This is a genomic window from Rhodoferax ferrireducens (assembly GCF_003347515.1).
In the GTDB taxonomy this organism is placed as follows: Bacteria; Pseudomonadota; Gammaproteobacteria; order Burkholderiales; family Burkholderiaceae_C; genus Rhodoferax.
In genome coordinates, this window is the sequence record NZ_QEII01000298.1 from 108,638 (window position 1) to 130,014 (window position 21,377).

The 21,377-nt window shown below is 56.5% G+C and carries 15 protein-coding genes; 5 read left to right on the top strand and 10 right to left on the bottom strand.

Annotation, left to right across the window (positions count from 1 at the left end):
• Positions 1-20 precede the first annotated feature (20 nt).
• From galE to C5P05_RS20990, 3 genes are all read left to right on the top strand, one after another.
• Complete coding sequence (galE, locus tag C5P05_RS20980) at positions 21-1,040, top strand: UDP-glucose 4-epimerase GalE (RefSeq protein WP_198674810.1); 1,020 nt, start codon at positions 21-23, stop codon at positions 1,038-1,040.
• A 66-nt stretch (positions 1,041-1,106) separates the two neighbouring features.
• Complete coding sequence (locus C5P05_RS20985) at positions 1,107-2,198, top strand: sugar phosphate nucleotidyltransferase (protein WP_198674816.1); 1,092 nt, start codon at positions 1,107-1,109, stop codon at positions 2,196-2,198.
• Positions 2,195-3,694, top strand: a complete 1,500-nt coding sequence (locus C5P05_RS20990; protein WP_269813954.1) for a mannose-1-phosphate guanylyltransferase/mannose-6-phosphate isomerase — start codon at positions 2,195-2,197, stop codon at positions 3,692-3,694. The genes C5P05_RS20985 and C5P05_RS20990 overlap by 4 nt, the downstream gene beginning before the upstream one ends.
• 6 nt (positions 3,695-3,700) lie before the next feature.
• Here C5P05_RS20990 and C5P05_RS20995 read toward each other — a convergent pair whose 3' ends face one another.
• On the bottom strand, positions 3,701-4,471 hold the full coding sequence (locus tag C5P05_RS20995; RefSeq protein ID WP_114971790.1) for a S1 family peptidase: 771 nt from the start codon (positions 4,469-4,471) through the stop codon (positions 3,701-3,703).
• Between the two features lie 120 nt (positions 4,472-4,591).
• On the opposite strand from C5P05_RS20995, the gene prsT (C5P05_RS21000) reads away from it, so the two are divergent.
• Complete coding sequence (prsT, locus tag C5P05_RS21000; RefSeq protein ID WP_114971791.1) at positions 4,592-7,429, top strand: XrtA/PEP-CTERM system TPR-repeat protein PrsT; 2,838 nt, start codon at positions 4,592-4,594, stop codon at positions 7,427-7,429.
• 187 nt (positions 7,430-7,616) lie between these two features.
• The gene (gene xdp1 / locus C5P05_RS21005; protein ID WP_157979414.1) at positions 7,617-8,429 is read left to right on the top strand and encodes an exosortase-dependent surface protein XDP1; all 813 of its coding nucleotides are present in this window, start codon (positions 7,617-7,619) and stop codon (positions 8,427-8,429) included.
• Between the two features lie 107 nt (positions 8,430-8,536).
• On the opposite strand, the gene C5P05_RS21010 is transcribed toward xdp1, so the two are convergent.
• The 9 genes from C5P05_RS21010 to C5P05_RS21045 form a co-directional block, all read right to left on the bottom strand.
• On the bottom strand, positions 8,537-9,541 hold the full coding sequence (locus C5P05_RS21010) for a nucleotidyltransferase family protein (RefSeq protein ID WP_114971793.1): 1,005 nt from the start codon (positions 9,539-9,541) through the stop codon (positions 8,537-8,539).
• Positions 9,542-9,612: 71 nt separating this feature from the next.
• The gene (locus C5P05_RS21015) at positions 9,613-10,530 is read right to left on the bottom strand and encodes an HprK-related kinase A (protein WP_114971794.1); all 918 of its coding nucleotides are present in this window, start codon (positions 10,528-10,530) and stop codon (positions 9,613-9,615) included.
• Complete coding sequence (locus C5P05_RS21020; RefSeq protein ID WP_114971795.1) at positions 10,527-10,805, bottom strand: HPr-rel-A system PqqD family peptide chaperone; 279 nt, start codon at positions 10,803-10,805, stop codon at positions 10,527-10,529. The genes C5P05_RS21015 and C5P05_RS21020 overlap by 4 nt, the downstream gene beginning before the upstream one ends.
• Before the next feature lie 57 nt (positions 10,806-10,862).
• Positions 10,863-11,465 carry a hypothetical protein gene (locus C5P05_RS33800; RefSeq protein ID WP_157979415.1) on the bottom strand — a complete coding sequence of 201 codons (603 nt, stop codon included), beginning with the start codon at positions 11,463-11,465 and terminating at the stop codon, positions 10,863-10,865.
• 139 nt (positions 11,466-11,604) lie between these two features.
• Positions 11,605-14,382, bottom strand: coding sequence for an XrtA/PEP-CTERM system TPR-repeat protein PrsT (gene prsT, locus C5P05_RS21025; protein ID WP_114971796.1), 2,778 nt, complete (start codon positions 14,380-14,382; stop codon positions 11,605-11,607).
• Between the two features lie 37 nt (positions 14,383-14,419).
• Positions 14,420-15,781 (bottom strand): PEP-CTERM-box response regulator transcription factor, encoded by a 1,362-nt coding sequence (prsR, locus tag C5P05_RS21030; protein WP_114971797.1) that lies wholly within the window; start codon positions 15,779-15,781, stop codon positions 14,420-14,422.
• Positions 15,778-17,889, bottom strand: coding sequence for an XrtA/PEP-CTERM system histidine kinase PrsK (gene prsK / locus C5P05_RS21035; protein ID WP_114971798.1), 2,112 nt, complete (start codon positions 17,887-17,889; stop codon positions 15,778-15,780). Before prsK ends, prsR begins: the two co-directional genes overlap by 4 nt.
• Positions 17,890-17,941: 52 nt before the next feature.
• Positions 17,942-19,324 (bottom strand): TIGR03013 family XrtA/PEP-CTERM system glycosyltransferase, encoded by a 1,383-nt coding sequence (locus C5P05_RS21040; RefSeq protein ID WP_114971799.1) that lies wholly within the window; start codon positions 19,322-19,324, stop codon positions 17,942-17,944.
• Positions 19,325-19,444: 120 nt separating this feature from the next.
• Positions 19,445-21,376, bottom strand: coding sequence for a hypothetical protein (locus tag C5P05_RS21045; protein ID WP_157979416.1), 1,932 nt, complete (start codon positions 21,374-21,376; stop codon positions 19,445-19,447).
• Position 21,377 lies beyond the last annotated feature (1 nt).

Sequence of the window (21,377 nt, forward strand, 5' to 3'; positions counted from 1 at the left end):
CCCACTGCAGCAGCACACCCATGACCATGATTTTTGTAACAGGCGGTGCCGGCTATATCGGCTCGCACACCTGCGTTGAACTGCTTAACGCGGGGCATGACGTCACCGTGTTTGACAACTTTTGCAACAGCCAGCCCGAGGCGCTGGCGCGGGTGCAACGTATCACCGGCAAGACACCCACGCTGATTCAGGGCGACATTCGCGACGGTGCGGCGCTGGCGGCCGCGTTGCGCCAGAGCCAGGCCACCGCCGTGATTCATTTCGCGGGTCTCAAGGCGGTGGGCGAGTCGGTGCAAAAGCCGCTGGCCTACTACGACAACAACGTGGTGGGAACGCTGCAACTGCTGCGGGCCATGACGGCGTGCGATGTCAAGACGCTGGTGTTCAGTTCATCGGCCACGGTGTATGGCGACCCCCAACAGTTGCCGCTGACGGAAGACCATCCCCTGTCAACCACCAATCCGTATGGTCAGACCAAGCTGGTGATCGAAGAGATGCTGCGCGATCTATACCGTAGCGACCCCAGTTGGCATATTGGCATCCTGCGCTACTTCAACCCGGTGGGAGCGCATGCCAGCGGCCTGATCGGGGAAGACCCGCAGGGCACGCCCAACAACCTGCTGCCCTTTGTCGCGCAGGTCGCCGTGGGGCGGCGTGAATTCCTGAATGTGTGGGGCGACGACTACGCCACGCCCGATGGCACCGGCGTGCGCGACTATATCCATGTGGTGGACCTGGCGCTGGGGCATCTCAAGGCGCTCGAACGGTTGCAGAAACAGCCGGAGTGCCTGACCGTCAACCTGGGCACAGGCATTGGCTACAGCGTACTGGACATGGTGCGTGCTTTCGAGAAAGCCAGCGGCAAAGCCGTACCGTACCAAGTCGCACCGCGCCGCGCGGGTGATATTGCATCCTGTTACGCGGATCCAGCTCAAGCTCTGACACTATTGGGTTGGCGTGCGCAACGCGGGCTGGACACCATGTGCTCGGACGCGTGGCGCTGGCAAAGCGGCAACCCAAAAGGGTATTCGTCGATTTGAATTTCAACAATCTTCAGGGAGTGATCTAGATGAGCAACAGGAACGGAGTCCAGCATGGCTAAGGGAATGATTTTGGCAGCCGGGCAAGGCACCCGCGTGCGGCCGTTGACGAAAGACCTGCCCAAGCCGATGGTGCCGATTTTGGACAAACCCTTGATGGAGTACCAGATCGAACACCTGGCGCGCCACGGCATCACCGAGATCATGGTCAATGTGGCCTACCACCATCAGGAAATTGAACGCTATTTTGGCGATGGCAACCGTTGGGGTGTGCAAATTGGCTACTCGTACGAGGGGGTTCTTGACCATGGCGACATCCTGCCCCGCCCCATGGGCTCGGCGGGCGGCATGCGGCGTATTCAGGACTTCAGCGGCTTCTTTGACACCACGACGCTGGTGCTGTGTGGCGATGCGCTGATCGACCTGGACATTGGCGCGGCCCTGCATGAGCACAAAGCCAAGGGCGCCATCGCCAGCGTGGTGGCACTGGATGTACCGCTGGCGGAGGTGCAAAGCTACGGCATTGTTGTGGCTGGATCGGATGGCAAGATCCAGTCGTTCCAGGAAAAACCCAGTCCGGCTGAGGCGAAATCGACGCTGGCCAGCACCGGCATCTATATTTTTGAACCTGCGGCCTTGGAGCTGATCCCCTCGGGCAAAGTCTATGACATTGGTTCAAATTTATTCCCCCAACTGGTTGAAAAAGAGCTGCCGTTCTATGTGCAGAATCGATTTTTCAATTGGATCGATATCGGCCGGGTGAGCGACTACTGGTCGGTCTTGCAGCGCGTACTGCGCGGTGAAGTGGCCGAAGTGAATATGCCCGGGCGCCAGATCAAGCCCGGCATCTGGGTCGGCCTCAACATCTCCGTTCCGTGGGACAAGGTCACGATTGAAGGACCTGTGTACATCGGTTCCAGCGTCCGTATCGAGCCCGGCGCCACCATCACGGGGCCGGCCTGGATCGGTCACGGTAGCCACATCCGCACCGGGGCCAAGGTGGTGCGCAGCATTTTGTTCGACTACACCCGCATTGCCGCTGACATGCGCTTCAGCGAAATGATTGTCTCGCCCGACTACTGTGTCGACCGCCACGGCGACACCCTGTACCGCGGTGACGACACTTCGCAACTGCGTTGGGGCGATGCCCGAGCATGAACAATAAGACGACACAAAACATGGTGATTCAACCCGTTATTCTCTCGGGCGGCTCCGGCACCCGCCTGTGGCCCTTGTCCCGCGAGAAATATCCCAAGCAGCTACTGCCACTGATTGGCGACGACTCTTTGCTGCAGGCCACCGTGCGCCGGGTGGAGGGCATTGCCGGCGTCGAGCTGGCACCGCCCATGGTGGTGTGCGGTGAGGAATACCGCTTTGTCATCGCCGAGCAACTGCGTCTGTTGGGCCAGCCGGGCACCATCGTGCTCGAACCTATAGGCAGAAATACGGCTCCAGCCCTCACCATTGCTGCGCTTGCAGCTATTAAAAATGGAGCAAACCCCATTCTACTGGTGATGCCGGCCGACCACGTCATCACCGACATCGCGGCATTTCAGAGCGTGGTGAGCCAGGGTTCGCTGCTGGCCGCCGAGGGCGCCATCGTCACGTTTGGCATCACACCTGATGCGCCCGAGACCGGCTACGGTTACATCCAGGCCGGTGCGACCTTCGCCGGCCAAGCCGACCCGGCCAAGCCCACATCGGCCCGGCTGATTGCCCGGTTTGTGGAAAAACCAGATGCGGCCACGGCACAGACCTATCTGGATGCGGGCTCCTATCTTTGGAACAGCGGCCTGTTCATGTTGCGTGCCTCGGTCTGGCTGGCGGCCATTGGCGCCTGCCGGCCTGACATTCTGGCGGCCTGCCAGACGGCCTGGGATCAGGGTTCAGCCGATGGCGAGTTTGTTCGAGTGAACAAGGAAGCATTTGCCAACTGCCCGCCTGACTCCATCGATTACGCCGTCATGGAACGCATCGCCGGCGCCACGGGTTCCGACGCCGTTGCACGCGCCCTCCCCTCAGGGGTGGTGATTCCGCTCACGGCCGGTTGGTCTGACGTGGGGGCCTGGGACGCACTGTGGCAGGTATTGCCCAAAGACAGCCAAGGCAACGTCGCCCAAGGCGATGTTCTATTGGAAGACTGCCGCAACACGCTGGCGCTCTCGGAAGGCCGGTTGATCGCCTGTGTAGGCGTGAGCGATCTGGTGGTGGTGGAAACCGCGGACGCCATTTTGGTCGCGCACAAGGACAAGACCCAGGACGTCAAGAAAATTGTCGACAGCCTCAAGAAACAGGGTCGAACCGAAGGCTCTATCCATCGCAAGGTCTTCCGCCCCTGGGGCTGGTACGACAGCGTGGATGCCGGCGAGCGCTTTCAGGTCAAACGCATTGTGGTCAAGCCGGGCGGCACACTGTCGCTGCAAATGCACCATCACCGGGCTGAACACTGGATTGTGGTCAGTGGCACGGCCAAGGTGACCAAGGGTGACGAGATCTTCCTGGTGTCGGAAAACGAATCAACCTATATTCCCTTGGGCACGACGCACCGTCTGGAAAACCCGGGCCGCGTGTCGCTGGAGATGATCGAGGTGCAATCCGGCTCCTATCTGGGCGAGGACGACATCGTCCGATTTGAAGACGTGTATGGGCGATAGCAAGGTCTAGTTGACTTTGCCGCGTTGCAGCAACTGCAGGATATGCGCGGATGGAATGGCATAGGTGATCCCGGACGGGTTGGTTAAGGCCGATTCCCGGGTCCCCTTGATGAACACCATGTTGATGACGCCCAGCACGTCGCCCGTCTCGGGGTCAAACAAGGGCCCCCCACTGTTTCCCGGATAAGCCGTGCCATCCAGTTGAAAGATGTCGAACCTGCCGTCTCCACGCAGACTTCGTATGGCTTGTTGATTGAGCTGCCGGGCTGAGGGGGTGGGCAAAGCCGCCGGGGTAATGGAAGACACCATGCCGCGGTGCGTCACAGGCGAAAACCCGAGCGCCCCCCCAATCGGGAAGCCCATGAAGGCAATGGCTTGCCCTTCCTGAACCGCGCCCGAATCACGTACGGTGACCGCTGGTGCCGCAGGTCCTTGAAAACGTAACAGGGCCAGGTCATGAATCTTGTCCCCTTCAAGCAGCGTTGCGGGTCGCATCTGCCATTCATTTTGGCCGTCCCTGATCTGGATCACCAGGCCCGCCTCGACGTCTTCTTCCGCCGATTGCGGAAGCACATGGGCGTTGGTGATGACCAGATTGCCATCGCCGACAACAAAGCCCGTGCCGCGCAAGCTAAAACGCGGGCTGTTGGTGCTCTTGAATGTGCCGACAAGGACCACCGACGGTTTGACTTTGGCGATCGCGCTGACGATGTCAGCACGCAGGGGAGCGGCGAGAAAGAAGCCAGCAAGTACCCAAAAAACCAACCTGAACTTCATTGGTAATCCTCCGCCTTTCCGCAACGCAAGGCATTTGGTTCACACATTGCGCTTACGCAATGGACTCACGAAACACTTCGTTACGATTTGTTTCATTATCCATTCCTTTCCGAGCCAACCATGCCTGAAAACACCCCCCCCCGGTCACCCCGTCACGCCAAATTCTGCGCCCTCACGCTGACTTTGGCGACCTTGCTTGGTGTGTTTGGGCCGCATCAATCCCTGGCAGCTGACGCCAAGGCATCCAAATATTATGAAGACGCCTTGACCCGGTACGACAAGAAAGATCTGGATGGGGCGATCATTCAGCTAAAAAACGCACTGCAAATTGACAAAAACATGCTGTCAGTTCAAATGCTGCTCGGCAAGGCCTTGTTGCAAAACGGTGATGTGGTGGCCGCCGAGGTTGCCTTGACGGAAGCCCTGCGCCTGGGCGTCAATCGCGCCGAAGTCGTGATCCCACTCGGGCAGGCCTACCTGGCACAAGGCAAACAAAAGCTCATTCTTGGGCAGCCGCAGTTCAGCCTGGCTGGTCTGCCCGCCGCGGTACAACGGGAACTCCTGTTGCTTCGCTCCGCTGCGAGTGCCGATCTGGGCGACCTGCGAGGCGCATTGAAGGCGATTGATGAGGCACGCGCCATTGATTCAACATTGCCATCGGTGTGGCTGGCCGAAGTGCCGATACGCATCCGCGCTCGCCAGTTTCGCGAAGCCACAGAGGCGGCACAGCGGGCACTGGCTCTTGCACCAGACTCGGCCGAAGCCTGGTACCAGAAAGGATCGATTTTGCATGTCTCGGGCGATCTGGCGGCGACGCTGGCAGCCTATGACAAGGCACTCACACTGGAGGCCGGGCATGTGGAAGCACGCGTAGCACGCGCCGGGCTGTACCTGGATCTGGGTCGCCAGCCCGAGGCCGCCAGTGATGTCGGCGAACTCAAACGCATTGCCCCGAAGGAGCCGCGTGCGGCCTACCTGCGTGCGCTGCTGGCCGAGCGGGACAACAAACCCGAGCTTGCTCGCTCGGCGCTGAAAGACCTGGTCGGGCTGATCGACCCGGTCCCCATAGATTTCATCCGCTACCGCCCGCAACTGTTGATGCTCAATGGTCTGGCGCACTTCGGCCTCAACGAGCGCGAAAAGGCCAAGCAATACCTTGAAGCCTTTCAGAAGACGCAAGGCAACAGCGCCGCATCGAAATTGCTGGCGCAAATCTACTTGGGCGAGTCAAACGTTGATCGCGCCATTGAGGTTCTTGAAACCTATCTGAAAGCGCAACCGGCCGACGGTCAGGCGATGACCTTGCTGGGTTCCGCGCTCCTGTCCAAGGGGCACCATGCGCGGGCCGCATCCTTGATGCAGCAGGCGCTGAAAACCAATGACGCACCCGAATTTCGTACCGTGCTGGGCTTGAGCCTGATTCGCAGCGGCCAGTCCGGCAACGGCGTTGTGGAGCTGGAAGCCGCCTATAAAAAGGATCCGCACCAGACCCAGGCGGCCACCGTTCTTATTAGGCTTTATTTGCGCAGTGGACAAGCATCAAAGGCGGCGCTTATTGGGGAAAATCTGGTCAAACAACAACCCTCCAACGCGAGCTTTTTCAATCTTCTTGGCATGGCCCGAGGGGAGTCGGGCTATCTGGCGGGAGCCAGATCAGCATTTGAGCAAGCGATCAAGCTGGACGACCGGCTGGTATCGCCAAAGATCAATCTGGCGCGCCTTGAGATTGCCAGCAAGTCCTATGACGCAGCCGCCGCCCGTCTTGCCGCCATTCTCAAGATCGACGAAAAGAACACAGAAGCCATGTATGAAATGGCAAGCCTGTCAGATCGCAGGGACCAGGCCGCCGAGACCCAGCGCTGGCTCGAGAAAGCCAACGACCTCTCAGGCCCGAAAGAAACCCGCTGGGGACTTGCCTTATCCGACTTCCATTTGCGCAACGGTCGCCCAAGCCCGGCGCTGGAGGTGGCAAAGCAGGTCTCTGCCAAAGCGCCAGACGATCTGTCAGTGCTGATGGCATATGCCAAGGCGCAATTGGCCAGCAGCGACAGCATTGGCGCCAAGGCTTCCTTGACAAGTGCCACCCGCGTGGCCGACTACAACCCGGTTTCACAGTTGCAAATTGCCGTGTTACAGCTGGCCGCGAACAATGTGGCCGGTGCGGCCTACAGTCTCGAAAAAGCGCTGTCAGGTCAACCAGATTATTTGCCGGCCATGGCATTGATGACCGAGGTAGAGCTTCGCCAGGCCGAGCCTGCCAAAGCCGAAAAACGCGCGCGCGATATTGTGGCGAAGAATCCGAAACGCGCCATCGGCTACAGCCTGCTGGGCGACGTGGCCATCGCCCGGGGCCAGACCCCGGCTGCACTGGACGCTTACCGACGCGCGCATCAGCTGGAGCCATCCACCGACACCTTGTTGCGGTTGTTTCGCACCCTCGCCGCCCAGGACGGCGGCAAACCAGCCCAGCTACTGGCTGAGCAGTGGATGAAAATCCACCCCAAGGATGCGCTCACTCAACGGGCGATGGCCGATGGCTATGCCAGAACCGGCAATTTCATCATGGCCAAGACGGCTTATGAAGGCCTGATAAAGATGAGCCCCGATGACAGCCCGGCCTTGAATAATCTGGCCAACGTCATGCTCCGCCTCAAAGACCCCGAAGCCGTCAAGACGTCTGAACAAGCCGTGGCCAAGAATCCGGGCAACCCCAACGCCATCGATACGCTTGGCTGGGCCCTGTCTCAGTCTGGACAAAACGACCGCGCCCTGCAACTCTTGCGCGATGCCCGCCTGCGCGACCCCGGTAATCCCGAAATCCGTTACCACCTGGCAGTCGTGTTGGCGCAAACCGATCGAAAAACTGAAGCCCGCGAAGAACTTGAAGCGGCCTTGAAAAGTGGCCAGGTCTTCGAGAGTTCTGCGGACGCGGGCGCATTGTTGAAGTCACTCAAGTAAATGACGCAGGCAGGCGCGCTGCGTCGATATTCTTTACACCTTGATTTACGACATCCACAAAGAAAAATGTAACCTCTTGAAACATAAGCATTAATTTGTACTGGCATGAATTTCGCTAGAACAAATCATTCGCAGCGCGCTGCAAAGGTTTCTGTTTCCAAGCCTGCTTAATATGAGGATGAACATCATGAAAATCACCACTTCCAAACGTATAGTCAAGTCGCTTGCTGCGGTTGCATTGGCGGTGTTGGGAGCCACGGCGTTTGCAGCATCGACCTGGGATTTGGTTGGACAGTGCACATCAAATTCCACCAGCCAGGTTTGTGGTGCATCAGGCGCGGCGATCAGCGGCTGGTCTACAGGAACCGGAACCGTTATCGCGCCTACAACGGGTACAACCTTTGCCGCAGCGACGGTGTACAACTGGGGCGCCGCCGCAGGCTTGGGCGTCGTTGCCATCAATGACGACCCGAACACGAGCGGACCACACGCCACGGATAACAAATACGGAATCGATGCGCTTTTAGTCAACTTTACAAGTGCTCCCGTAAACCTGAGTAGTTTGAAAATAGGCTGGAATGGCACGGACAACGCGACAGGGACCTATATCGACTCCGATTTATCTGTTCTAGCTTGGACTGGAGGCGGGACTCCTACCCTGGCCGGAGCTGGCCTGTTGTCGTCGGGTTGGACACTCATCGGGAATTACACCGACGTTGGCGCATCTAATGGCAGCACGGCCGGCGGCACGCAAGGAATATCGACTCCAATCTACTCGAGCTATTGGCTTATCAGCGCCTACAGTACCGCTTACGGCGGCACGTTGAGCCAATTTAATGATGCATTCAAGATACTGTCAGTGGCCGGCAACACATGCGCCGGCACAGTGACCAATAACAGTTGCGGTAGCAGCAGAGTGCCAGAGCCGGGCTCTGTCGTCTTGCTAGGCGTCGGCCTGGTAGGTCTTATGGCTTCGCGTCGCCGCGGTCAAAGCAGCTGAAAGCCTGAACCAAGCTCCCCGCCATTCCCCAAAAAAGCACTGATTTCCAGTGCTTTTTTTTGCCGCAGATTCAAGTACGAAGTACACCGTATCCGGCAATCCGGACTTCATGTTTGTACAGGAAAACGCCGCATCCAAGCCTTCCTTGCGAGATGGGGAACGACCTGATGCAAGGGCATGCGCAAAGCGTGTGAGCGCACAAACAACAGCCAGCGGGCCAGGTCCGTCCATCGGGTGTCGCAACTGGGGTGATCGGGCCGAAGGGCCAAACCGAGCAGCCAGGCCATCATGATTCTGGCAGGCGCCGGGGGACTGAGCCGGCCCACCCGCCCCATCCATTCGGCTGGCGCCATGACCCCAAACAGCCGTCGAATATGAAACAAGGCATGGAACAAGGGGATTTGCAAGCCCAGTTCGTGCGCGCGATCGAACAGCCGCAGCCAGAACTCCGTTTGCAACGAAAAATGCTCCAGCAAGTCCTTTAGGTCAAGCAGGTCACGCAGGCCGTGGTCGAACTCCCCTTCCTGAAACAGGTGCACGGCGCTGTGCAGCACCATGTCTTCGGGCGCCAAGACGAACAGGTCCCCCGCGTCGTCAATGGCCTCGATACGCTCAAGAAGCTTGGCTCCATCAACCTTGAAGCGGGAGGTCGGGGGTGTGATGGTGTGATGAACATCAATCACCGTGCCGCGCTGTACATGCCTCAAGGGCGGGATCTCGTGCATCCATTCGCGGTAGTAGCGCTCGTTGTAGGCATCGCGCTCCTCACCGATCCAACCGGCCCGAAACAACGCGCCTTCGACTTCTGGCAGGCGCTCCCGTTTGACCATGATGTCTATGTCAGAAAAAAGCCGGCCGTGCCGCGGCGGCAGGCCGGCCACGAAATAAGCCGCGCCTTTGAGCATGACGATGGGAGTGCCCACTTGCTTCAGTGCGCGCCTGATGCAGTGCACCTCCCATTGCACTTCATGGTGTTGGCGGTCAACCAGCCTCAGCGCCCCTTCGAGATATTGTCGTGGTTTCGCAGGAACCTCTGACAACCAACCGTGCGCAGCATGGTGCTGCGCGAGACGCCCCAGCAATCGCGCTTGCCTAGCCTGACCCAGCAGCATTTCCCAGTCCGAAAGCGTCAGTTCGGGCCTTTGGTCTGATTGCGCCCAGACGCCCGAAAGTAGATCTGGTTTCAAATCCGCGCCCTCTCGGCAAGCCGGTCGAACACGGACACGGCTTCATCCAGCTGGCTGTACCTGAAGTCATAGCAATCACTGGACCCAATAACGTCGGCGAGCAGTTCAAAGCCGGTTAATCCGAGCAAGGTGTAATTGAATGAGTTGCGGCCCAGTTCCAGCATGCTGTTGGCCTTGGATCGAGGCGTGAGTTCTGCCCGGGTATCGGGAACATATTTCGGGAATATCACCCATCTCGGTCGGGCCCGATCCTCGATGCGCTCCACATGAGCGGCAGGCGCCTTCATGTGGCTGACAGAACCTTTGGAGGTGTCATGGGTCACCTGATTCAACACTGCGCCCGGGACAAACTTCCTGATCACCTCAAGTGACTGATTTTTCAAGCTGATGGGCCGACCCAATGGCGCAATCAAGCCGTCTTCGAGTGAAATCAATGTCAGTTCATCCGACAGAAGTCGCCAGCCTCGGTTGACGAGACCTGCGCACAACGTACTTTTCCCCGATCCTGGAGGGGCCGGCATGATAACGGCACAACCGTTTCGCTCCATTACAGCGGCGTGCAGAGTCAGGTAATGGTGGGCTTGGGTCGAGATGCACCAGTTCATTGCCCACTCAAGCAAGGGAAAAGCATGATCAATGGGCAAGGCGGTAAATGGATGCTCGCCGTCATAAATTAATTTGACCTGCGGTCGCCACCATCTCCGTAATCCTCCGCTTGGGGCCAGAGTCACGGTGAAGTCGACAAACTCCTGATTGTCAACGAGTGGGTAGTTTGGATAGAGCAGTCTCAATCCATCGGCAACGGAGTCAATGGCTGAAATAATTCTGAAACTGAACGGGCCGGTACGAATTGTCAAACCCGTTTGACGAAGTCGACTCTTGACTTCAGAAGAACTTAACTCCGACATCATCATTGCGATGCTGACTCAATCAATCCTGCCGCTGCCAATCGTTCCAGAATGCCACTCAGCGCATGTGACAGCTCCTGATCGCAGGGTATTAGCATTTCTTCTGCAACCCATGAAACAAGTTCCGAAAGACTGAGAGAGGTGGCCTCAACCATCATCAGAGTAACGGCCGTGAGGGTGTCCATCTGATGAGTCTGTCCGGACCCGACGTCAAATACCGCCCACTCGTCGTTCCAGCAGCGCCAGTGAAGCGAGGCCAGTGCGTTCAGATGCCAAACCACTGTTCAAATATTTTCAGTCTATCTGCCAAGGAGAAAAGGCTTGTCATTGTAGATATCTTATGGCGCATGAGTTTCCATGTAGGTCTTGAAGAATGCCAGGGCATCTTCGTACACAGTGGACGAGGTAGAGTTGTAAAAGTCAAGTACCTGCTGCCCAGTATAAGGAAAGTTGAAGCTCGTCGACAAAGCGTTCAACCAGGCACAAATCCAGTGAAATTCGTCAGTATTAGCGAAATTTGGTGGGTTCATGACCTCAAACAGCGTCGGGTTGCCCGTCAATGTTCTCTTGGTGAAAACAGTACTGCATTTTGTTTTATAGGTCCAAAATTTCGGAAGTGCAGGCCACGTACGCTTTGGCACCAGCTTTCCACTCACCGTCATTGATTGACCCCACCACCCGGGGCTATAACCACCGCAAACCGGAGTATTCGTTGGCGTTTTTGAATGCACGCCGGATGTCATGCCCGATACACTGCATTGATGTTTGCCATCAAAAGTCAGCAAACTCTGACCTGCCAAAGTCTGAATGGGTACCGTCGCGGCCAGAACCGCAGCTCCCTTGCCGACGCCTTGAAGAAGAATACGACGGCGCGCAATTGCCCCAAATGAAGGGGTGTCCGGCTTCCCCAGTCCTGTCGGATCAATATTTTCAGTGCCCATATCAGTTCCCTCACGTTGCCGCTAATCTTGCGGTAGGTTCAGCATATTTCGTGCCGCGCTCTCTAAGCTCTTGATTCATATTGCTATTGTCTTAGTGACGATCCATATTGATCACTAGCTGTAAATAAATTCGACATATCTATAAACTCTTCAAAAGAGTTGCAACCTCAGTCTGCCCGGCAAACTTGTCACCCAATTTATTCAGTTCGTCCAGCTCCTTCTTGGCCAATTCTTTCTTTCCTCCCTTGATATGAATTTTTGCCAGGTTGAGTTTGAACAAGGCGTTTTGCGGCTGCAGAGCCAGCGCTTTCACCTGAAGCTCTATCGCCTTTGCGTAGTCGCCTCTATCAGACAGCAACATAGCCAAGGTGTCCATGAAAGCCGGTTGATTTGGAGCCAAGGTATTTGCCTTCTCGGCATAAGAAATAGCGCCCTCTTTGTTCAGTTTGGCGCTCACCCAAGCCAGATTGTTGTAGGCGACCGCGTTGTTGGGCTGCAATTTGACCACCGTCGCATAGTTCTTTTCGGCATCGCCGTAATCTTTGCGTGCAATAGCGCCATCGCCCAGGTAAGACAGGAAGGTTGCATCTTTGGGGTTGCCCTTTTGCCAGGTAGCGGAAAATTTGTCTGCTTCAGCGCCTTTGCCAGAAGCCAGCAAAACAGAGTGCAGCTTCAGCGCTAATTCAGACGAAGAACTTATCTGCTTCAGCCCGACACGATAGGCCGTTGCAGCACTTTCCCAGTTCTTCTGAAAGGCATTGACGTCGCCTTCCAGCACATAGCCCACGGCCTCTTTAGGCCGTTGCTTCTGCACCGTGCGCGCCATCGTCAGGGCATCCTGGAACTTCTTCCCATCCAGATCGAGCAGGATCAAGGCACGCTGCGCGTCCAGCAGGTCGGGCTTGATCTCGAGCCCCTTGCGAAGGCTATTGCCCGCAGCTTCCTTGTTCTTTGCAGCCATATGGGCCTCAGCGAGGCGTACTTGAGGTAACGGAGACAGCGGTTGCATGCCCGCCAACTTGTTAAATGTAGCAATGGCCTGATTAAGTTCCCCTGAAGCCTGTTGCGTGCGACCCAACGCATCCAGCACCTCAGGACTGTCTGGCAACGCAGCCACTGCATTCTGGGCCGCCGACGAAGCTGTTTTGAATTCCTTATTGCGTAGATGAAAATCAATCAGTAACAAACGTGCTGACACATCCGTGGGGTTGGCGGCAACCGCACTGCCAATGAGCTTGGCCACATCCTCTTTTGTGGCCCCCGACCTGGCTGCAAGTTCGGCAAGCGCCAGCAAGGCCTGGCTATTTTTGGGGTCCTTGGCCAGCACGGCCTCGAAGCGCTTTTTGGCGTCATCAGGTCGTTTGTCCGCCACGTCCAACCCGGCCAGACTGACCACGGCTGGAAAGTAGGTCGGGTCAATCGCCAAAGCACGCTCAAAGCTCTGTTTCGCACCGGCCACATCTCGTTTTGCCAACAGGGTTCGCGCGCGCAAATGGGCTGCCAATGGCTTGTCTGGCTGCTTTTTCTCAAGCCCGTCGATGGCCTTCAAAGCCTTGTCAAACTCTTGCCGCCTCAAGTGCGCGCTAATCAGGGCCAGGTCTGCTGTCGTACCCGTGTCAGACCCGGCAATATCCTGCAACTCTTCAAATGCCGAGTCCACCTGCCCGCTCATCAAATGGGTCAACGCCAGCGAGGTCCGGTTTCTGCCGTCCTTGGGGTTCTGCTGGGCCGCTTTCGCGAAGTACTGTTCAGCGCTCTTGACATCGCCGTTTTGCAAATAAACCTCGCCAGCCACTGCCAGCAGGCCAGGGTCGATATTCTTCCTGTTCAGGCCTGGAAGCAAGGTCGCCAGCGCTTTGGCCGGCTGTCCTGAGCGCAGATAGGTCACAACAAGCAGCCGACGGGCCAGGAGCAACTCGGGCGCCATCTGCACGGCTTTGCTCAAATAGCCTTCCGCCTGCAGCAGTGAATTGAGTTGAAGCTCCACGGCGCCGGCCAACTGCAAGCCTTGAAGATTGCCAGGGGCCGCTTTCAGAACCTGCTGGGACAGATCTCTGGCCAATTTGAAATCTTTCTTCTGAAAGGCGAGCTGGGCCTCAAAATATTTGCTTTGTGGATGTTGGGCTGCAAACTTCTTTAGTTGGTCGACCTGCTTCTCAACTTCTTCAAGATTGCCTTGCCGCATCAACAGAGTTATGACGGCTGCATGACCGGGCAGAAAATCCGGCTTGATTTCAATCGCTTTGCGATAAGCGGCCAATGCGTCAACGAGTTGATTTTTCGCATACAGCAAAATGTCGCCTTTAAGCTTCCAGGCCTCATGGCTCCGGGGCGACTTGGCAATTACTGCCTCTGCCATCGCCAGCGCCCCGTCAAAGTCACGCTGCATGGCCTTTTGTCGGGCCTGTGCGATGCGGGCAGGCGCATAGTCTGGGTCCGCCAGCAAGGCTGCATCCAGTGCCGCTTGTGAAAGCTCAGCCTTCCCCTGCATGGCATAGGCCGAAACAAGCGACATCTGCAGACTTGCTTTTGGGGATGGTTGACTCAATTCAACCTTGGCGAATTCGTCCGTCAGTTTCCTGGCATGACCTTGCGCCAACAGGGCTCTGGCCAATGGCGGAATAACTGTATCTTGGGGGTACTTCAAATCAAGGGCTTTGCGCAGTTCAGTTTCAGCGCCAATGGGGTCCCCACTGTCCAGTAGTGCCGTACCCAGCAAGTAGCGCGCCTCAGGCAAGTCCGGATTGCTCTGAAGCGCATTCTTGATCTGTATGACCGCAGCCTTGTTATCGTTCTTCGCCAAATAGTCTTTGGCAGAGATGAGCATGGCGTCAGGCTGGTCGCCGCAACCGGCGAACAACATAGATACCAGCACAGTTGAAAAAACTGTGCGAGCATGTGATTTTATTGAGTTCATGTCTGTACCGTGAATTGAAATTTGAAGGCGAAGCAAACTACTTTAAACCCAGCCGGTGCATCAAATCGTAGAGTGTGGGCCGACTCACACCAAGCAATTCCGCAGCCTTGACCATATTTCCATTGACGCGACCCAGCGCCGCAATAATCGCCCGTCTTTCAGCGTTGTCGCGAATCACTCGCAGATCAAGTGAGTTGTCAAAATCGTCCGTCGCAGTATTTTTCAGCCCCAAGTCTTCGCAGGAAATCTGGTTACCGTCCGTCATGATGGTGGCACGCTTGATGCAGTTCTCAAGTTCACGGATGTTGCCTGGCCAAGGGTGGCATTCCACCGCCTTGACCGCCTCTTCGCTAAGCGTCATGGACGATCGATTTTGTTCGTGTGCAAAGCGTCGCACGAACGCATGTGCCAACAATGCAGCATCCCCAACACGGTCACGCAGTGGCGGAATGTTGACAACAATTTCTGCCAACCGGTAATACAGGTCCTCGCGAAAACGGCCTTCTTTGCTGAGCGCATTCAAATCCTGATGCGTCGCACAAACGATGCGCACATCCACCGGTATTTCTTGCCGACCACCTACACGCTCAATCGTTCTTTCCTGCAAAAAGCGCAGCAGCTTGGCCTGCAACGGAAATGGCAAATCTCCAATTTCGTCCAGCATCAAGGTCCCGCCATTGGCCATCTCGATCTTGCCCAGCGTCATCTTTGCCGCGCCGGTGAAGGCGCCTTTCTCGAAGCCAAACAATTCACTTTCCAGCAAATTCTCCGGAATGGCCGCGCAATTGATGGCAACAAATTTCTCCGCTCGCCGGGGAGAAGACTGGTGCAAACCGCGAGCCAATACCTCTTTTCCCGTACCGCTTTCGCCAAGCAGCATGACCGTGACGTTGCTGGTCGCCACTTTTTCAATCGTGCGGCAGATACGCAACATGTTGGGGTCGCGCGTCATCAAATCTGACAGGGCATCCGGTTGATACAGAGTTTGCAGCCGCCTATTCTCGCTTTGCAACTCAAACAACCTGAAGGCGCGCTCAATAGTCAGGTTGAGTAACTCGGGTTCGAACGGCTTCGCGAAAAAATCATAAGCACCCATTGCAACGGCACGCAAGGCATTGGCCTGATCGTTTTGTCCAGTCAGGACAATCACCTTGATGTCCGGGTCAAAAACCAACATTTGCTCAAGAAGTCGAAAACCTTCAGAGACCGAGTCCGTATCAGGCGGCAGTCCCAAATCCATTGTGACGACCGCGGGCGCGCTCTTGCGCAATTGCAGCAATGCGCTTTCCCTGTCATGGGCCATCACAGAGTCAAACCGGTCAAGCGACCACTTGATCTGCTTTTGCAGGGCCAGATCATCTTCAACAATCAGCAACGACCGCGTTTTTTCAGATGTCATGAAACCTCCAGCGAGTGAAGGTCTGATTCCTTCTGGATTTCAAACAAAGGCAGGAGCATCTTCACCGTGGTGCCTTGACCGAGTTGGCTGTCAACCTCAATTCGTCCACCCAGCTCCTGCACATACTGGAAGCTCTCATAAGCGCCAATGCCCATCCCGGCTTGCTTCGTCGTCTGGAAGGGTTTAAACAGGCGATCCCGAATGAAATCCGCGGACATACCCTGCCCTGTGTCACCAACCACAATTCTGGCCTGTCCACTCACACGATCGAGATTTACCCAGACGCGTCCGCCAGGGTCTGTAGCATCAAAGGCGTTTTGCACAACATGTCCGATAATTCGCTCCAATCGTTCCTCATGACCACGCGTCAGGACCGGCTCCGATACTTGAACTTCAAGCGTTCTGCCACGCCCTGCGGCGACAGCCTCTATGCGTTGAATTATTCCGCCAAGATTCACCCCGAATGCCATCCCAGGTGGCGTGGCCCCTTCACGCAACTGAAGCATGAGCTGCCGCATTCTGTCCAGTGAATTCTCGACCGTCATCAACATGTCTTGCTGAAACTCCGGGTTATCGCCCAAGCGTTTAGCATTTTTCATCATCAAGGAAAGTTGGGTCACGATATTCTTCAGATCATGCACGACAAAGGCCGACATGCGATTGAACGCATCAAACTTGCGCACCTCCAGCAGCGCCTCCGTCGCCTGCATTTGCGCCAGGAAACTGGCCGCCTGCTGACCCGCAGTTTTCAACAAATCATTGACTTCCCAGTTCACATCAACGCGTGTACGCGCGCTGGCCAACACACAAAATCCAATCAGCTCATCACCCACCATCAGGGGCACCACCAGCCAGGCCTTCGCAATTCCTTGCAGCCATTCCGGCACTTTGAGTTGCCCGTAGCGCCGGGGGAAAGAGCGGTACTCTTCCAGATTGACCACCCAGCCACTGGTCACCATGAACTGGCACAGTGGCGAGTCGGCGTCTTCTTTTTTCTGGGTGTGCGCCATATTCCAGCGCGCCGTTTGACTGAACGCAGCCTCGCCCTTTGCCTTCATCCAAAGCCCCCCCGCCGGACTTTCAAGCATGTCTGCCAGTCCACGAATCACCTGCTGCCCCATTTCCTGGGGGGAATTCCTGGCGGTTAACGTGTGAGTAAATTTGAGCCATTCCTCTCGGTAGTCAAAACGATAGCGGAAGAAATGTTTACCCAAAAAAACCCGGAGCTTGGCGCGTACGGTACCGGACAGCACCAAGACCACCAGTAAGACCAAGGCAATGAATACCAACCCCAACTGCAACGCCCGACCCCACTCACCACCAAAGTAGCGAACGTAGTAACCAACACTCGATATGAAGATCAAATACACACCGGCCATCAGCAGGGTTGCCGAATGAAATGCAGCCCGGGGTGAAAGGCGGATCTTTGAAACCCAGTCACTGCGCCGCGTCATCGAAAGCAGCAACAGCGGTACGATCAGTGTGTGCACAGCACCACGGATGCTGAGGGCGTCACTGTCCAGGCGGTTGAACAAAACAGCTTCTGAAAATAAGTACAAATCAAACAAAAATGCCCCGGCCAGGCCAAGACACAAGGGCTTGATATTCCAGCGCGAATCTTCCGTCACGTTTCGGAATACCTGTTCAAGCAAGACCATGGCCAAAACCGGGAAAGCCATTGAACTGAACAAGATCAACCTTGTCGCGTCGCCCAACAGGTTGATATGCAAAGCGGCCAATGTGTTTGCCATCAGTCCAAAGACCAAGACGGCCGCAGTCACTGGCGCTATCCAGGTCATCCCTGCAGGGCTGGCCTCCACCCGCTTCGGCTGAAGCAGGATTAACAATAAGGCACACCAAAAACTGTATCGAAGCAGGTCAGACACGGCGCTGAAATATAAGAACAGCGGTTTCCCCGTCAGTATGAGCGCCAGCCCAAACCATCCCCACAGCGCACTGCAAGTCACCGCCGCAAGCTCCGTGGCTTTGGACCACTCGCGCACAGAGCGCCAATAGCCGAGTTGGAGCAGCCGCAACGCAAAGGCCGAATAAGCCAAACCGACCAACCCATAACTCCAGGCGGTCAAAACAAGATTGCTGCTATCCATGGCTCAACAATTGCGGCATTGGACCCCACTCCCAGCCATAGTCAAATCCATCTTACTGCGCACCTTTACCCATCACGACCACACCCACGGTTTCAAATAATACAACCAGGTCAAGAAACAAGGTATGGTTTTTGACGTAATAGAGGTCGTACTGGAGTTTTTCAGCGGCGTCTTCCACCGAAGCCCCATAGTGGTAGCGCACTTGTGCCCACCCCGTTACGCCAGGCTTGACACTCTGGCGTACCGCGTAATACGGAAGCTCTTGCGTGAGCTTGTCCACGAAATAGGGCCGCTCTGGACGTGGTCCCACCAGACTCATATCGCCCCCCAGTACACTGAACAATTGGGGCAACTCATCAATCCGGAGTTTGCGAATCACCCGCCCGACCCGTGTGACCCGACTGTCTGCTGCTGACGCCCAACGAGGTTCGCCATCTTTTTCTGCATCGGTGCGCATGCTGCGGAACTTCACCACATTGAATAGCCGACCGTTGAGTCCTACACGCTCCTGCAGGTACAGAATGGGGCCACCACTCTCCAGAAGAATCAAAATTCCTGTCATCAACATGACGGGCAATGCCAGCACAAGCAACAACGTCGCACACACAATGTCAAAAAGACGCTTGATCAGGGTTCGCACCAGCCCCTGCTCAAACCCATCCCCAAAAATGAGCCACCCCGCCGACACGGAATCGCGCCTGATCTGCCCCAAGGTCTTCTCGAAGTGGGTGGCAATGTCAACGACCCGAACGCCATGCAGTTTGCAGTCCAGCAATTCGCGCAGAGGCATACTCCCGCCACGGCGCTCGCTTAAGGCGACCACGATCTCGTCAACCTGCTCTTCCAGGACAATGTCAGTCAACGACTTTTCGCGCGACAAAAGGCCCCATGCAGAAACCTCAGCGATATCCTCATTGGGGCTGGCGTAATACCCTACCAAATCAACATTGGGGTCTGCGTTTTTAAGCGTTTTCCCGACCAGCCTGGCCCGCGCACCCGAACCGTAGACCAAGACACGCTGTCGCATCATGGCTCTCGGCTTGGCATGTGTCACGTAAACACGATGCATCAGCATGACAACCACGGCGCCGACCAATGCGAACACAATTACGCCTTCATTTTCCAGCCGAAGAGGAGAAAGACGAAAAACTCCGTAGCCCAATGGCAAAGAGAGGCACAGGGCCAGCACGGCGCGGGCGCGCGTCTGGCCCAACGTGCAACTGTGGACACGCTGGTAAAAACCGAGACCCGCATTGATGACCACAATGCCCATCGCCAACAGGAGAGACGTGGTCACAACCGTGGACGAAACCGAAGCCGGATTCGACACCTGAGACAAGACGGAAACGACCATGGCAGTAACAACCAAACCAAGATCGAAAAAGATTTGCAAAAGCGTGCGCTTGTGAAAATAGTGATTGAATATTTTGATCATGTACAAGCTCCGCAGACCATCGGCTCAAAATTGAGTCTGCACTGAGACGTTTTAAAGCTCTTGATTTTTCTCAAGGTCGCTGTAACCAGCTGTATCAGCTGTATCAGCTGTCGCAGGATTTCAAGCAATCGCGCTATCGGGGTGATTTTCTTGGGCGGCCTGAATTGAAAACAGTATCAAGAGATAAAACAGGAAGGCCACTCGAGGCACATCCATCACGCTGCTAACCAACCCGACCAACAGTGCAGCACACAATGAGGCCGCCAGATACGGCGACAAAGCCTGTGACAAAGCCTGTGACCGGGCGCGCCCGAACACCAAGTGCCAAAGTGCATACCCCCACAGCACAGCGAGAAGCAGCAAGCCGGCCACGCCCCGTTCAATCAGCACTTCAAGAAACATGTTGTCGATGTGCCAAGGCAAAAAATAGCGCTGGGCAGCGGGAAACCAGTGCGACAACCCTTGAGAGAAGTTGCCGTTTCCAAGCAGTTCCTCCCGCTGTGGCCCGATCAGCCTGACATTGTCGAAATCCGCAACTCCACCCGCGTTGACAACGGACAGCGAGAACACGCCCATGCGTGGTGCATACCAAAAGCCACCTGCCAAAGCCGGGCCTATAAGCGGTAATACAAAGGTTTGCCATGAAGTTTGGGCTGGTAAGACTCGAATGAATGCCGCTTGGCAGCCTCCGTCGTACAGCAGATGTCTTTCACACAGCGCCAGATAAACATCCGTTTCCTTCTTCACCCGAACATCTAGACTGACACGCTGCCGCCCCGTCAGAAGCATCGGCACCCGTTGCGTCAACGCATACAGGCCGCCCAGTTCATTCATCGTTCCAGGACCTCGCACGGTCACAAAGGTGTTCACACGCCGCCCCGGCGCCCACTCACCGTGAAACTTCACATCACCCGAGAATTCGCCTTGAGAACCACGACTGGCATAGTTTTCCGGCAGACGCCCAAGGCCCTTACCCAGCAGCCAGTCGGAAGACCCCTTCAGCAGCGCAAGGCCATGCTGCCAATGCTCAGCGCGGCTAACCAAGTCTCGGTCTGCTCTGGCCAGGCGCTCGGTCATGAATGAGCCTCCACCCAACACCGCTGCCACCTCGGCAGCCAGTGCAAGTATCAGCAGCAGGCCCGCCTTGGCGCGCCAGCCCTCAAGTTTGTAGCGTCGCCATGGGGAGCTGAAGAACGCCCGGGCATTGAAGTCACACTTTTGAGCCCAGAGCAACATGACCAGCAACGCGAGGGAGGCCGCCACGGCAAAGTAGACCCCACGGGCAAAAGTCGTCAGGCAGGCATAAGCGGTAAGTAACGCCAAGGCGGCCGCAGCAGTCCAGGACACGGGACGACGGGCGGCGAGCACGGCCCATGCGACAAAAGGGGTCGTCAACGCCAGGTAAGCATCAATCGCAGCGCCCCCGACATGCATCTCCCAAAACAAAGCCACCGTGCGGTAGTGCCTTATAAAATCCAGTAGCCCGGGGAAGGCGGCACGCTCCCACAGAACCGCCAGCGCGACCACAGCGAGCCCCACCACCATGCCGCTTGCCAGCCGCTGACTCGAATGCGTTCTGGAATTTTCAATTTCCTGCTGAAGCAAAGGAATAAAAAGCAGTGCAAAAGCCAGACTTTTGAACAAGCGCAAACTGTTCAATGCATCGGCATACCCGGCAAACCAGTCAAAGGCAAAGCCTCCGGCATCCACGAATCCGCGGTACAAGGACAACAGTCCAGAGCCAGCCAACAGGGCCGTCAGCGCCAACAAACGACATGGAATTCTTATCCCATTGCGTGCGTGGGACGACCAGGCCAAACGGCCATAGCCCCCCACCAAGGCGCCCAGCAACAGGAGGTCGAACTCCTCAAAGACAAGCCATCCCGTCCACGGAGAGAAATTCAAAAATGGAAGACAGGCGGGCACCACAAAGATCCATAGACCCGGACGCCACGCCACCAGAAGACACCACAGCCCGAAGAGCAGCAATGCCGCCACAGGCCATAGCGGGTGGTGCCAGGCCAGCGCCGCCCCGGCAGAGAAGCTGCCCAAG